At 60.2% G+C, this 13,106-nt stretch carries 13 protein-coding genes; 4 read left to right on the top strand and 9 right to left on the bottom strand.

The genetic code is table 11. The features are described 5' to 3' along the window. Positions 1–17 precede the first annotated feature (17 nt). Positions 18–221, top strand: coding sequence for a twin transmembrane helix small protein (locus tag I5S59_RS02510; RefSeq protein WP_128322075.1), 204 nt, complete (start codon positions 18–20; stop codon positions 219–221). Positions 222–227: 6 nt separating this feature from the next. On the opposite strand, the gene I5S59_RS02515 is transcribed toward I5S59_RS02510, so the two are convergent. Genes I5S59_RS02515 through coxB form a run of 4 tightly spaced genes read right to left on the bottom strand, consistent with a single transcriptional unit; the run spans position 228 to position 4,492 of the window. Beyond that, complete coding sequence (locus I5S59_RS02515; RefSeq protein WP_197875264.1) at positions 228–1,115, bottom strand: cytochrome c oxidase subunit 3; 888 nt, start codon at positions 1,113–1,115, stop codon at positions 228–230. A gap of 12 nt (positions 1,116–1,127) precedes the next feature. After that, positions 1,128–1,697, bottom strand: coding sequence for a cytochrome c oxidase assembly protein (locus tag I5S59_RS02520; RefSeq protein ID WP_197875265.1), 570 nt, complete (start codon positions 1,695–1,697; stop codon positions 1,128–1,130). Positions 1,698–1,722: 25 nt separating this feature from the next. Further along, a complete protein-coding gene (gene ctaD / locus I5S59_RS02525) occupies positions 1,723–3,312 on the bottom strand; it encodes a cytochrome c oxidase subunit I (RefSeq protein ID WP_197875266.1) in 1,590 nt (529 codons plus the stop codon). A 52-nt stretch (positions 3,313–3,364) separates the two neighbouring features. Then, positions 3,365–4,492: a cytochrome c oxidase subunit II gene (gene coxB, locus I5S59_RS02530; protein ID WP_197875267.1), complete on the bottom strand. Its 1,128-nt coding sequence runs from the start codon at positions 4,490–4,492 to the stop codon at positions 3,365–3,367. Between the two features lie 368 nt (positions 4,493–4,860). Here coxB and I5S59_RS02535 point away from each other — a divergent pair, with 368 nt between their 5' ends. Then, entirely contained in the window at positions 4,861–5,508 is a 648-nt protein-coding gene (locus tag I5S59_RS02535; RefSeq protein WP_128322070.1) for a hypothetical protein, read from the top strand. A 21-nt stretch (positions 5,509–5,529) separates the two neighbouring features. Here the strand turns inward: I5S59_RS02535 and I5S59_RS02540 are convergent, their stop codons facing one another. The 5 genes from I5S59_RS02540 to prlC form a co-directional block, all read right to left on the bottom strand. Further along, complete coding sequence (locus tag I5S59_RS02540; protein WP_197875268.1) at positions 5,530–7,062, bottom strand: SulP family inorganic anion transporter; 1,533 nt, start codon at positions 7,060–7,062, stop codon at positions 5,530–5,532. A gap of 185 nt (positions 7,063–7,247) precedes the next feature. Then, positions 7,248–7,967 (bottom strand): carbonic anhydrase, encoded by a 720-nt coding sequence (locus I5S59_RS02545; protein WP_197875269.1) that lies wholly within the window; start codon positions 7,965–7,967, stop codon positions 7,248–7,250. Between the two features lie 244 nt (positions 7,968–8,211). Continuing rightward, a complete protein-coding gene (locus tag I5S59_RS02550) occupies positions 8,212–9,273 on the bottom strand; it encodes a PA0069 family radical SAM protein (RefSeq protein ID WP_197875270.1) in 1,062 nt (353 codons plus the stop codon). A 75-nt stretch (positions 9,274–9,348) separates the two neighbouring features. Further along, on the bottom strand, positions 9,349–9,630 hold the full coding sequence (locus tag I5S59_RS02555; protein ID WP_128322066.1) for a YheV family putative zinc ribbon protein: 282 nt from the start codon (positions 9,628–9,630) through the stop codon (positions 9,349–9,351). Next, complete coding sequence (gene prlC / locus I5S59_RS02560) at positions 9,627–11,678, bottom strand: oligopeptidase A (protein ID WP_197875271.1); 2,052 nt, start codon at positions 11,676–11,678, stop codon at positions 9,627–9,629. The genes I5S59_RS02555 and prlC overlap by 4 nt, the downstream gene beginning before the upstream one ends. A 91-nt stretch (positions 11,679–11,769) precedes the next feature. Here prlC and I5S59_RS02565 point away from each other — a divergent pair, with 91 nt between their 5' ends. Together I5S59_RS02565 and I5S59_RS02570 are read left to right on the top strand one after the other, a co-directional pair. Next, positions 11,770–12,318 carry a gamma carbonic anhydrase family protein gene (locus I5S59_RS02565; RefSeq protein ID WP_128322064.1) on the top strand — a complete coding sequence of 183 codons (549 nt, stop codon included), beginning with the start codon at positions 11,770–11,772 and terminating at the stop codon, positions 12,316–12,318. Positions 12,319–12,347: 29 nt separating this feature from the next. Further along, positions 12,348–12,998 (top strand): HAD family hydrolase, encoded by a 651-nt coding sequence (locus tag I5S59_RS02570; protein ID WP_197875272.1) that lies wholly within the window; start codon positions 12,348–12,350, stop codon positions 12,996–12,998. The last annotated feature ends 108 nt before the right edge of the window (positions 12,999–13,106 follow it).

Here is a 13,106-nt window from a genome sequence, read left to right on the forward strand (position 1 = left end):
CCCCCCGGAGTTTCGCCATGCTTAAAGCTGCGATTGTCCTGATGCTGCTGGCAACCATTGCCAGTCTGTTCAGTGGCCTGTTCTTTCTGGTCAAGGACGATGGGCACTCCACGCGTCTGCTCAAAGCGCTCACCGTGCGGGTCAGCCTCGCTGCACTGACCCTTGCGCTGATTACCTGGGGCTTCTACAGCGGCCAGTTGGTCTCCCACGCGCCTTTCTGAACAGCGCTACAGCACATAAACGAAGATAAACAGTCCCACCCAGACCACATCGACAAAGTGCCAATACCAACTGGCAGCCTCGAAACCAAAGTGTTTGTCAGCGTTGAAGTGCCCGCGCATGATCCGCACCAGCATCACGATCAGGATCAGGGTGCCCATGGTCACGTGGGCGCCGTGAAAACCCGTGAGCATGAAGAAGGTCGCGCCATAGATGCCCGAGCCCAAGGTCAGGCCCAGCTCGGTGTAGGCCTCGTGGTACTCGTAGGCTTGCAGAATCAGGAAGCTGATGCCCAGGAGAATGGTCAGCGCCAGCCAGAATTTCAGCGCACCGCGGTGATCCTTGCGCAATGCGTGGTGGGCGATGGTCACGGTGACACTGGAACTGACCAGCAAGATGGTGTTGATCAGCGGCAGGTGCCACGGATCAATGACCTCCCTCGGAGGCGGGAAAAGTTTCGGATCCGGCGTATTGAGCAGCGGCCAGGAAAACTCGAAATTCGGCCAGAGCATGTGCGCCACGCCTTTCGCGCCTTCCCCACCCAGCCAGGGCCCGGCCAGGTTGCGCACATAGAACAGCGCACCGAAAAAGGCGATGAAGAACATCACCTCGGAAAAGATGAACCAGGACATGCCCCAGCGAAACGAGCGATCCAGTTGCGGGCTGTACAGTCCGGCTCGGCTCTCCTTGATCACCGCGCCAAACCAGCCGAAGAACATGTACACCAGGCACAGCATGCCGAAGAAAAAAATCCACGGCCCATGCGACTCCGGATGCCCGGCCTTGAGGTCGTTGAACCAGGTGCCCAGGCCAAACACGGTGATGAACATGCCGATAGTGGCAATGATCGGCCACTTGCTTTGCGCCGGTACGTAATAGTGCTGATGCGAAGCCATGGTGCGTTCTCCTTATCGGGCGCCCTGTGCGGCCGGGCCCGCCACCTGTGCAACCGGCGGATGGCGAGCGGTGATATCAAACAGCGTGTAAGCCAGTGTCAGGTGTTTCACATCGCTGGGCAGGTCACGGTCGACGATGAAGCGCACCGGCATCTCGATGCGTTCCCCCGGCTGCAATACCTGCTGGGTAAAGCAGAAGCATTCGGTCTTGTGAAAATACGCGGCGGCCTCGGCCGGGGTAATGCTGGGGATTGCCTGGGCACTCATGGGCTTGTCGGTCGGATTGCGGGCAACAAAGATCATCTGGTTGACCGCCCCGGGATTGACGTCGATCTGGTCGGCGGTTGAATAGAAGTCCCAGACCATATCGCTGGCATTGGTCGACATGAACTGCACCTTCACGCTTCTGTTCGGGTCGCTGACCTGCGTCCCTTCGTATTGCCCGCCCGTCTTGCCGTTGATTCCGAAGGCCTTGCACATCACGTCATAGATCGGCACCAGGGCAAACCCAAAGGCGAACATCACCACGGTCAGCAGCAACAGCCGCGCAACCAGGCGCTTAAGCGATGTCCCTTCACTCATGGCAGCCTCCTTGGGCCTGTGCCGTTCACTTCACTTCCGGTGGGGTCTGGAACGTGTGATAGGGGGCTGGAGACGGCACTGACCACTCCAGACCCTCGGCGCCGTCCCAGGGTTTGGCCGGTGCAGGTTTACCGCCACGAATGCACTTGATGACAATGAACAGGAAGAAAATCTGCGTGGCACCGAAGGTGAATGCACCGATCGACGAGACCATGTTGAAGTCGGCGAACTGCAGGTTGTAGTCTGGAATCCGCCGCGGCATCCCGGCCAGGCCGACAAAATGCATCGGGAAAAACGCCATGTTCATGCCAATGAAAGAAAGCCAGAAATGCAGCTTGCCCAGGGTTTCGTCATACATGTGCCCGGTCCATTTCGGCAGCCAGTAGTAGGCCGAGGCAAAGATGCCGAAGATCGCCCCGGGCACCAGCACGTAATGGAAGTGAGCCACCACGAAGTAAGTGTCGTGGTACTGGAAATCCGCCGGGGCAATGGCCAGCATCAACCCAGAGAAACCGCCGATGGTGAACAGGATGACGAAGGCAATGGCGAACAGCATCGGCGTTTCGAAGGTCAGCGAGCCTTCCCACATGGTGCTGACCCAGTTGAATACCTTCACCCCGGTGGGCACGGCAATGAGCATGGTGGCGTACATGAAGAACAGCTCGCCGACCACCGGAATGCCGACCACGAACATGTGGTGGGCCCAGACAATAAAGGACAGGAACGCAATCGCCCCGGTGGCATAGACCATCGAGGTGTAACCGAACAGCGGCTTGCGCGAAAACGCCGGGATGATCGAGCTGACCGCGCCGAACGCCGGCAGGATCATGATGTACACCTCGGGGTGGCCGAAGAACCAGAACACATGCTGGAACAACACCGGATCACCGCCACCGGCGGCACTGAAGAAGCTGGTGCCGAAGTGGATATCCATCAGCATCATGGTCACCACCCCCGCCAGCACCGGCATCACCGCGATCAAAAGAAACGCAGTGATCAGCCAGGTCCAGACGAACAGCGGCATTTTCATCAGGGTCATGCCCGGGGCACGCAAGTTGAGGATGGTGGCGATAACGTTGATCGCGCCCATGATCGAGCTGATGCCCATCAGGTGAATGGCAAAAATGAAGAAGGTCACGCTTGCCGGTGCGTAGGTGGTGGAGAGCGGGGCGTAGAAGGTCCAGCCGAAGTTCGGTCCGCCACCGGGCATGAACAGGGTCGAAACCAACAGCAAGAAGGCCGCTGGCAGCAGCCAGAAGCTGAAGTTGTTCATCCGCGGCAGGGCCATGTCCGGCGCACCGATCATCAACGGGATCATCCAGTTGGCCAGGCCGACGAAGGCTGGCATCACCGCACCGAAGACCATCACCAGGCCATGCATGGTGGTCATCTGGTTGAAAAATTCCGGCTGGACGATCTGCAGGCCAGGCTGGAACAGCTCGGCGCGGATGACCATGGCGAAGGAGCCACCCAACAGGAAGGCGATGAAACTGAACCACAGGTACATGGTGCCGATGTCTTTGTGGTTGGTGGTCAGCACCCAGCGCATCAGGCCCTTGGCCGGTCCGTGGGCGTGCTCATGACCCTGGCTGTGGTCGTCGATCACTGCGCTCATGTCCTGTCTCCTGCAATCCGGTGGCTGGTGCGGGAAAAGCCTTCAGGCCGGCTCATTTGCTTTCTGCCTGTTTGATCGCCAACACGTCCTTGGGTGTGACCATGTCACCCTTGTTGTTGCCCCAGGCGTTGCGCTCGTAGGTCACCACGGCAGCGATATCCACTTCCGACAGCTGCTTGCCAAACGCGGCCATGGCCGTGCCCGGTTTGCCGTGGAAGACAAGGCTCAGGTGATCTTCCTTGGGACCGGTGGCGACTTTCGAGCCCTTGAGCGCCGGGAACATCGGCGGCAGGCCCTGGCCTTCGGCCTGGTGACAGGCCACGCAGGTGGTGTGGTAGACCTTGTCACCGCGCTCGACCAACTCCTGCAGGGTCCATTCCTTGCTGGTCAGCTCCTTGAGTTTGGCGGCCTCGGCCTTGCGTTCGGCGAGCCAGGTGTCGTAGTCGGCCTTGGACTTGACCTCGACCACCACTGGCATGAAGCCGTGGTCCTTGCCGCACAGTTCAGTGCATTGACCGCGATAGATGCCGGGCTTCTCGACCCGGGTCCAGGCCTCGTTGACGAAACCGGGGATGGCGTCACGCTTGACCGCGAACGCCGGCACCCACCAGGAGTGGATGACGTCGGCGGCAGTCACCAGAAAGCGCACCTTGGCGCCGACGGGCAGCACCAGCGGCTGATCGACTTCGAGCAGGTAATGTTCGTCTTTGGGGGCTTTGTTGTGAATCTGGTCGGCAGGGGTGGCCAGGTTGCTGAAGAACTCGACGTCCTGGCCCAGGTATTTGTAGTGCCACTTCCACTGGTAGCCGGTGACCTGGATATCGATGTCCGATTCGCTGGCATCGTAGATATCGATCAGGGTTTTGGTCGCCGGAATGGCCATGGCAACCAGGATCAGGAACGGTACCACCGTCCACATGATCTCGACCCAGGTGTGCTCATGAAAATGTGCAGGCTGCTGCCCTGTGGAACGACGGTGGATGATCATCGACCAGAACATTGCGCCAAAGACCACCACGCCGATGATCACGCAGATCCAGAAAATGGTCATGTGCAGATCGAATACGGCGTTGCTGACTTCCGTCGCCCCTGGCGCCATGTTCACCGTCCAGGCCGCATTGGCCTGTCCGATTATCGACCACAACAGAAGGCCCATCCATACGCGTGGATGTCGCATCATTGCGGGTTCCCCTTATCGTTCTTGTTATCCCGGAGGCATGGACCTACGGCTAAGGGTACGGCGGCCAAGACTGCTAACTTCGACAACCACCCCCCTGCGAACTGCAGTCGGGCCTCATCAGCACATCACTTTCAACCGGAGTATAGACAGCGACCTCGACCACGCAACGCGACAGGAAAATTCAACTTGCTCAAGTTGATCGTTTGCGTCTCAGGCCGCGAACCACGCGGGCTGGGGCACAATGATGGCACATTGATATAATTGCCGAGCATTAAATGGCTTTCGGTTATGCAAAATGCGTCTTAAACATCTGCAGAACCGAGCTACCTTATGTCTTCCGTTTGTCACGCCTTTACCCTGGAGTTGTCATGAACATCGCCGCTTTGCGCGAGCAGATTACCCGTGCCCATCAACATGAGACCGAAACCGGCCAACTGAAACAGCAGCTCGACACTCAATTGCCACACCTGCACCCGTCGATCCAGCTTCCTGAAAACGATGCCAAGGGTGCATTGGTACGCTTCGTCACTGCCTACATCGAGCAGGTTCCGGAACTCCTTGAGGCCGCCAATGAAGTGGCCCGCGAAGCCGGTATCGAATCGCAGATCAAGCCGGTGCTGAAAATCGCCGAAGAGTATTTTCTGCAGCCACCGCAAATCATGAATGGCCATGTCGGCCTTGATTGCCTGCTGGACGAAGCCTACCTGGCTCACCGCCTGGTGGAAGAAGTAAACGATCTGTACATCAAGCATTTTCAGCAGCCGCTGATCCCGCTGGACACCACCGTGGCCAACCTGATCGCCCACCAGCTGATCGGCGAAGAATTCGCCAACCAGCTGGATGAAGTGGTTCACCACTCAGTGGACGAAATGCTCAATGAAGAGAGCTTTGCCCTGGAATCGGTGGAGCAATACCGCGACAAACTCAGCAGCCCGGACACCGGCGCCGCGTGGAAACGCTGGCCTTGCCTGTCGCGGCAGTTGGGGGTTGGACTGGAGCTGGATCAGCCGGCTTGAAGCACGCTCACCGGGTCAGAATCAGGCGCCCAACCCGACCGTTGTGCGCGCCCGGCCTTCGACCCGGCGCTTGAGCCTGCGCTGTTCAATCACCAGGCGTGAGCCGTTGCCGGCATTGGCGCGCCCCCAATCTTCCAGCAGCTCCAGGCAGGAATGGTCGATGTAGCTGAGGTTGGCCAGCGGCACATGCAGCGTGGTGCCGGGCGCAATGCCTTCGAGCACCTGCGCCAGCGCCGGTACCTTGAGAAAGGTTGCCGCGCCGCTCAACCGCAGTTCCATGTGTCCCGGGGCCTCCAGGCTGGCAACACTGATCTTCAAGCGCGCCGCCTTGAGCGCCAGCTTGAGCAAGGTCAAGGCAAAGCCAAGCAGCACACCGGTCAACAAGTCGGTGAAGATGATCGCCAGGGCCGTCGCGGCATAGGTGAACATCGGCATCCGGCCATAGCGGCCCAGGCCACGAAAGGCTTTGAAGTCGACCAGCTTGATGCCGGTATACACCAGTACACCTGCCAGACTGGCAACCGGAATCTGTTGCAGCACCGCACTGAGTGCGACCACAAACGCCAGTAGCCAGCAGCCATGCAGGACGGCTGACAAACGCGTCCGGGCGCCTGCCTGAACATTGGCCGAGCTGCGTACGATCACCCCCGTCATCGGCAACGCACCGAGTACACCGCAAAGCATATTGCCCAACCCTTGAGCGGACAGTTCGCGGTCGAAGTCCGAGCGCTGGCCGTTGTGCATACGGTCAACGGCAGCTGCCGACAACAACGTTTCGGCACTGGCGATGAAGGCCAGGGCGAAGGCCGCAACCAGCAGGTCCGGGTTGGCAAGATTGAGCAGGTCGACCGGGTTCAGCCAGTCGACTGCCTCACTCAGGTCAGCAGGCACCTGAACGCGGTTTACCGGCAGCGCCAGCCAGAGACTGATGGCGGTCATCGACGCCACGCCGAGCAAGGCCCCTGGTACAAAACGCAGTGACTGCGGCCGAAAGCGTTCCCACCCCCACATCACCGCAATCGTGCCAAGGCCCAATGCAGCAGCCTTCCAGCCATTACCCCGGGCTTCCAGCGGCAATGCCTGACTGACCGTGGCGGGAAAACCCAGCAGGTTGGCCAGGCCTGAAGGTTGCGGTGCACTGTCGAACATCACATGGACTTGCGACAGCACGATCAGCACGCCGATACCGGCCAGCATGCCGTAGACCACGGCCGGTGCCGTGACCCGAAACCAGCAGCCCAGGCGCAAGCGCCCGGCCAGCAGTTGCAGCAAACCGGCCAGCAGCAGAATCGGTCCCAGCATCGCCACGCCATGCTGGCGCACCAGCTCGAACACCAGTACTGCCAGGCCTGCGGCCGGCCCACTGACCTGAAGCGGCGAACCGGCCAGCCAGCCGACCACGATGCCGCCAATGATTCCGGTAATCAGGCCCTTGGCCGGCGGCATGCCGGAAGCAATGGCGATCCCCATGCACAGCGGCAGGGCAACCAGAAACACCACCACCGAAGCCAGTAATTCACGCGGCAATGCCGCTTTGATCTGTGTTTTGTTCACCGTGTTACTCCTTCTTTCACGTTCAAGGCCATTCCTGGGGCCAAAGGCACACCCCTGACGTGCGCGCAGGTGCAAACCGCCAGCAAGCCGGCAGGCAGTCAGGGAAATTCAAGGCAGCCGATGACCAGGCCGCACCGGTCAGGTGCAGCCGTCAATCAGCTTGTTGCGGGGGGTGTCAGGGACGCTTAGTAGCGTCCTCTCGGCGTAGCGCAGGGGATTGGCTGACCCGCAGCCAGGGGCAGGAAACGATCGCTTTCTGCGTCGTACGCTTCGATCTGGCTGGACTCGATGTCATAGATCCAGCCATGGATGTACAACTGACCGGCAGCCAGACGCGAGGCCACCGAAGGGTGCGTGCGCAGGTGGTGCAACTGGGCGATGACGTTTTCTTTGGTCAGCACCTGCATGCTTTCATGCTCAGTGCCGCACGAGCAGTTGTCTTCAACCACGGTGCGGGCCACTTCGGCATGGCGCAACCAGGCTTTGACCGTCGGCATCTTCTCCAGCGACTGCGGGTTGAGTACCGCGCGCATGGCTCCGCAATCGGAGTGACCGCAAATGATGATGTGGTGTACGCCCAGCGCCAGCACGGCGTATTCGATGGCGGTGGATACGCCACCGTTCATCTGTCCGTAGGGAGGAACGACGTTACCTACGTTACGGGTAACGAACAGGTCGCCAGGGGAGCTCTGGGTGATCAACTCGGGGACGATGCGTGAGTCGGCGCAGGTGATGAACATCGCACGGGGCTTTTGCGCGGTGGCGAGCTTCTTGAACAGCTCTTGCTGTTCTGGGAAGACATCGTGATGAAAGCGCAGAAAGCCGTCGACAATATGCTTGAGCGCAGCATCGGCGCTCTCGGCAGGTACGTCTGGAACAACCTTGGATGGGTCCTTGACGGGCATGATTCATCCTCTTTGACGGTTTGGGTTAAATCCATTTTACCGGGTTGATGATTCAAACGGCGTATGTCATTTGGATGACACGTGCGCACCAACAATCACATCAGTTGCTGGCTGAATTCCTACGCTACCCGGCGAAACTTAACTCAAACTGAATGCAGAGGCTCTAGAACGGGCATTACAAGCCTGCAAAGAGTGGCAGAAACGATATCAAAAAAACATCAATGGCCAATACCCACTATCCAGATCAGAGCAACGACATCTGCCTGCCGGGCGGGCAAAAGGCACTGCAATCAAGGGCATAGCCTTCACGCTGATTCAAACCCAAACGGCGAATCGCCTTGCTGAAACGCTGTGCCAGCAGATCGGCAAATATCCCCTCACCGCGCATGCGTGCACCGAATCGGCTGTCGTACAACTCGCCGCCGCGGCTCTGGCGGATCAGGCTCAGGACGTGCTCGGCCCGCTGCGGGTAATGATCCTGCAGCCACTGCTCGAACAACGGCGCGACCTCCAGCGGCAGGCGCAACATCATGTAGGCGGCACTGCGCGCGCCGGCGTCCTTGGCGGCTTCCAGCAAGCGCTCCAGCTCGCTGTCGTTGATCATCGGGATCATCGGTGAGCACAGCACTCCAACGGGAATGCCGGCTTCACTGAGCACGCGAATGGCCCGCAAGCGGGCCTTGGGCGCCGCTGCGCGAGGCTCCAGGGTGCGTTTGAGTTCGTCGTCCAGCGTCGTCAGGCTGATCATCACGCTGACCAGACGCTGGTGCGCCAGCTCGGTGAGCAGGTCGAGGTCGCGCAGAACCAGCGAGCCTTTGGTGACGATGGTGACCGGGTGCCGGTAGCGCAGCAGTACCTCCAGCAAACGCCGGGTCAGTTGTTGTTCACGCTCAATGGGTTGATACGGGTCGGTGTTTGAACCCAGGTTGATCGGCGCACAGACATAGCCGGGCTTGCTCAGTTGCTGCTCAAGCACAGTGGCAGCGTTGGTCTTGGCGATCAGCTTGGTTTCAAAATCCAGCCCCGGGGACAAATCCCAATAGGCATGGCTGGGGCGCGCATAGCAGTAAATGCAGCCATGTTCACAGCCACGGTAGGGATTGATCGAGCGGTCGAAGGGCAGGTCGGGAGAGCTGTTGCGGGTGATGATGCTCTTGGCCGTTTCAATGCGCACCTCGGTACCCTGGGTCAGCGGTACTTCCTGGTACCAGCCGTCATCCTCGGCGACCGACTGGCGTGGGGCGAAACGATTGTGAGGGTTGCTGGTGGTGCCACGCCCGCGTTGCGGCCCTTGTGGAGGGAACATTGAACGACACCCCGGATACTGTTTTTATATACAGTACCCGAGGTGCGTTACTGGTTCCAGTACCACCGATCGCGCTTACTCAGCCGGCTTCTTCAGCTTGGGGTTGGGGAAGAACTGTACCGTCTGCACCTTGGCCTCGGCCGCTTTCACTTCGACCTTGTTGACCCGGGTACCCAGCTCCTTGGGCACCGACAAACCCTGCTCGTTGAGGGTGTCGGAGAACCCGCATGCCACGCATTCACGGTGCGGAACGCTGTCTTCGCTCCACATCATCAATTTGTCCGGCTCGCTGCACGCCGGGCAGACAGCCCCGGCGATAAAGCGTTTTTTCGTCTTGATCACGGGCGCATCGCTCATGCCGCCACTTCCTCACTCAGGCCACTGTGACGCAAGAGTGCATCGATTGACGGCTCACGGCCACGGAAGTCGACGAACAGCAGCATCGGCTCCTGGGAACCACCGCGAGCCAGGATGGCTTCACGGAAGGCGCGACCGGTCTGCGCGTTGAGCACACCTTCTTCCTCGAAGCGCGAGAACGCATCGGCAGATAGCACTTCAGCCCACTTGTAGCTGTAGTAACCCGCGGCGTAACCGCCGGCAAAGATATGCGCAAAGCTGTTGGGGAAGCGGTTGTACGCCGGTGGACGCATGACCGAGACCTCGTCACGCACGCCTTCAAGTACCTCAAGCACACTGCGGCCGTCGCCATGGCTGGCATGCAGTTCGAAGTCGAACAGCGAGAATTCCAGCTGGCGGACCATCATCAGGCCGGACTGGAAGTTTTTCGCCGCCAGCATTTTTTCCAGCAGGTCCTGCGGCAGGGCGTCGCCGCTTTCGTAGTGCGCGGAAATCAGCGCCAGGCCTTCAGGCTCCCAGCACCAGTTTTCCATGAACTGGCTCGGCAGCTCCACGGCATCCCAGGCGACGCCATTGATCCCGGACACACCGGCGTGATCGATACGCGTCAGCAGGTGGTGCAGACCGTGACCGAACTCGTGGAACAGCGTAGTGACTTCATCGTGGGTCAGCAGCGCAGGCTTGCCCGGTGATGCCGGGGTGAAGTTGCACACCAGGTTGGCCACCGGGCTTTGCAGCTCGCCTGCTTCGGTACGGCGACGATCGCGCGCGCCGTCCATCCAGGCACCGCCCCGCTTGTTGGCGCGGGCATACAGGTCGAAGAAGAACCGCCCGACGTGCTGGCCGTGCTCTTTGATTTCGAACAGGCGAACGTCCGGATGCCAGGTGTCAAAGCCCTTGAGTTCGGCAATTTCGATACCGTACAGGCGCTGAACAATGGCAAACAGGCCGGACAGCACCTTGTCGATCGGGAAGTAGGCACGCAGGGTTTCCTGGGAAACGCTGTAACGCTGCTCACGCAGTTTCTCCCCGTAGAAGCCGCTGTCCCAGCTTTGCAGGTCCGGGCAGCCTTGCTCGGCGGCATACGCCTTGAGCTGGACCAGGTCCTGGGCGGCAAACGGCTTGCTGCGCCTGGCCAGGTCACGCAGGAAGCTCAGCACCTGGTCACTGGACTCGGCCATTTTGGTCGCCAGGCTCAGCTCGGCGTAGTTGGCATAGCCCAGCAGCTCGGCCAGTTCTTGACGCAGGTCGAGGATTTCGCGCATTACCGGGCCGTTGTCGAACTGACCGGCATTTGGCCCTTGGTCGGAGGCACGGGTGCAGTAAGCCGCGTACAGCTCTTCACGCAGGGCGCGGTCTTCGGCGTAGGTCATTACCGCGTAGTAGCTGGGGAATTCCAGGCTAATCAACCAGCCATCCAGGCCTTTTGCTTGGGCGGCGGCGGCCATCTGTGCCTTGGCCGAGTCGGTCAGGCCGGCCAGCGCGGCTTCATCGGCCACGTGCTTGGTCCAGGCCTGGGTGGCGTCGAGCAGTTGGTTGGAGAAACGGCTGCCCAGTTCGCTGAGCTTGCTCTGCACTTCGGCATAACGCTTTTGTTTATCCGCCGGCAGGTCGATACCCGACAGGCGGAAGTCACGCAGGGCGTGTTCCAGAATAGTCTTCTGGGCGACATCGAAGCCGGCGGCCTCAGGGCTGGCAATCAGCGCCTCATACGCCTTGAACAGCTCGCGGTTCTGCCCCAGTTCGGTGGCATAGGCACTCAATGCTGGCAGGCAGCCTTCATAGGCTTCGCGCAGTTCGGCGCTGTTGCACACGGCATTGAGGTGGCTGACCGGGCTCCAGGCAGCGCCCAGGCGGTCATTGAGTTCGTCCATGGCCAGCACCAGGCCGGCCCAGCTTGGCTGCTGGCTCTGGGACTTGAGAATGTTGGCAATGGCGGTACGGTTGTCGGCCAGGATCTGTTCAATCGCCGGCTGCACATGCTCGGCGCGGATTGCCGAGAAGGGCGGCAAGTCATAAGGCTGCAGTAGCGGGTTGTTCGCACTCACGGTTAAACACCTTGGCAGAAGAAACACGCGACCATCTTAATTACAATCGACGCCGACCGCAGCCCTATCAACACTAAAGAGAGTCCCTATCATGGCCATCCGTAGCTTCCAGAACCATTCCCCCCGCCTGGGCGAACGCGCCTTCGTGGACCGCAGTGCGGTGGTGCTGGGGGATGTCGAGATCGGCGCAGACAGCTCGGTATGGCCATTGACCGTGATACGCGGCGACATGCACCGTATCCGTATCGGTGCGCGCACCAGTGTGCAGGACGGCAGCGTGTTGCACATTACCCACGCCGGGCCCTTCAACCCTGACGGTTTTCCGTTGCTGATCGGCGACGAAGTGACCATCGGTCACAAAGTGATGCTGCACGGCTGTACCCTGGGTAACCGGATTCTGGTCGGTATGGGCAGCACCATCATGGACGGTGCGGTGGTCGAAGACGAGGTGATCATCGGTGCCGGCAGCCTGGTGCCGCCGGGCAAGCGCCTGCAAAGCGGCTTTCTGTATGTCGGCAGTCCGGTCAAGCAGGCCCGCGCCCTGACCGAGAAGGAACGCGCCTTCTTCCCCTACAGCGCCAGCAACTACGTGAAACTCAAGGATCAGCATCTGGCCGAAGGCTACCACCTGCCTGAATGAGCCTGCCGACAGCCACTAGCGAGACCACCATGCACCAGCAAAACATCCTTTTCGACCTCGACGGCACCCTCACCGACCCGCGCCTGGGCATCACCCGTTCGATCCAGTACGCCCTGGCCAAGCTCGGTATCGACGAGCCGGACCTGGCGCGCCTTGAGCACTTCATCGGCCCGCCGCTGCTGCAGGCATTCATGCAGTTCTACAGCTTCGACGAGGCCAAGGCCTGGCAGGCCGTCAACTTCTACCGTGAACGCTTCAAGGTCACCGGCTTGTACGAGAACCTGGTGTTCGACGGTGTCCAGCCGTTGCTTGAAGCCTTGAACGGGCAGGGCAGGACGCTGTACATCGCCACGTCAAAACCCTGGGAATTCGCCCGCGAGATTGCCCGGCACTTCGAATTCGATCATCACTTCAAGGTGATCTACGGCAGCGAACTCGACGGCACCCGTACCAACAAGGTCGAGCTGATCGCACACCTGCTGGCCGAAGAACAGCTGGACCCTGCGCAGACGCTGATGATCGGCGACCGCAAACACGACCTGATCGGTGCCCGCAGCAATGGCCTGGAGGCCGTGGCGGTGGGCTATGGCTTTGGTAGTCATGAAGAGCTGACCGCCGAGCAGCCTGCTTACCACTTCGCCACGCTGCATGAACTGCATCAGGCATTTCTGCGCGCTTGATGGCCATGCCCCCTGTAGGAGCGAGGCTTGCCCGCGAACAACGATGACGCGGTGTAGCAGGTACACCGCAGCGTCCGGTTCGCGGGCAAATCGGAGCCCCGCCCGCTC

It is taken from the genome of Pseudomonas alkylphenolica, from assembly GCF_016009175.1.
Lineage (GTDB): Bacteria > Pseudomonadota > Gammaproteobacteria > Pseudomonadales > Pseudomonadaceae > Aquipseudomonas > Aquipseudomonas alkylphenolica_B.

Excerpts from the sequence above, each read along its gene's own strand:
- I5S59_RS02510 (WP_128322075.1), top strand. The coding sequence starts at position 18 with ATGCTTAAAGCTGCGATTGTCCTGATGCTGCTGGCAACCATTGCCAGT.
- I5S59_RS02515 (WP_197875264.1), bottom strand. The coding sequence starts at position 1,115 with ATGGCTTCGCATCAGCACTATTACGTACCGGCGCAAAGCAAGTGGCCG.
- I5S59_RS02520 (WP_197875265.1), bottom strand. The coding sequence starts at position 1,697 with ATGAGTGAAGGGACATCGCTTAAGCGCCTGGTTGCGCGGCTGTTGCTG.
- ctaD (WP_197875266.1), bottom strand. The coding sequence starts at position 3,312 with ATGAGCGCAGTGATCGACGACCACAGCCAGGGTCATGAGCACGCCCAC.
- coxB (WP_197875267.1), bottom strand. The coding sequence starts at position 4,492 with ATGATGCGACATCCACGCGTATGGATGGGCCTTCTGTTGTGGTCGATA.
- I5S59_RS02535 (WP_128322070.1), top strand. The coding sequence starts at position 4,861 with ATGAACATCGCCGCTTTGCGCGAGCAGATTACCCGTGCCCATCAACAT.
- I5S59_RS02545 (WP_197875269.1), bottom strand. The coding sequence starts at position 7,967 with ATGCCCGTCAAGGACCCATCCAAGGTTGTTCCAGACGTACCTGCCGAG.
- I5S59_RS02550 (WP_197875270.1), bottom strand. The coding sequence starts at position 9,273 with ATGTTCCCTCCACAAGGGCCGCAACGCGGGCGTGGCACCACCAGCAAC.
- I5S59_RS02555 (WP_128322066.1), bottom strand. The coding sequence starts at position 9,630 with ATGAGCGATGCGCCCGTGATCAAGACGAAAAAACGCTTTATCGCCGGG.
- I5S59_RS02565 (WP_128322064.1), top strand. The coding sequence starts at position 11,770 with ATGGCCATCCGTAGCTTCCAGAACCATTCCCCCCGCCTGGGCGAACGC.
- I5S59_RS02570 (WP_197875272.1), top strand. The coding sequence starts at position 12,348 with ATGCACCAGCAAAACATCCTTTTCGACCTCGACGGCACCCTCACCGAC.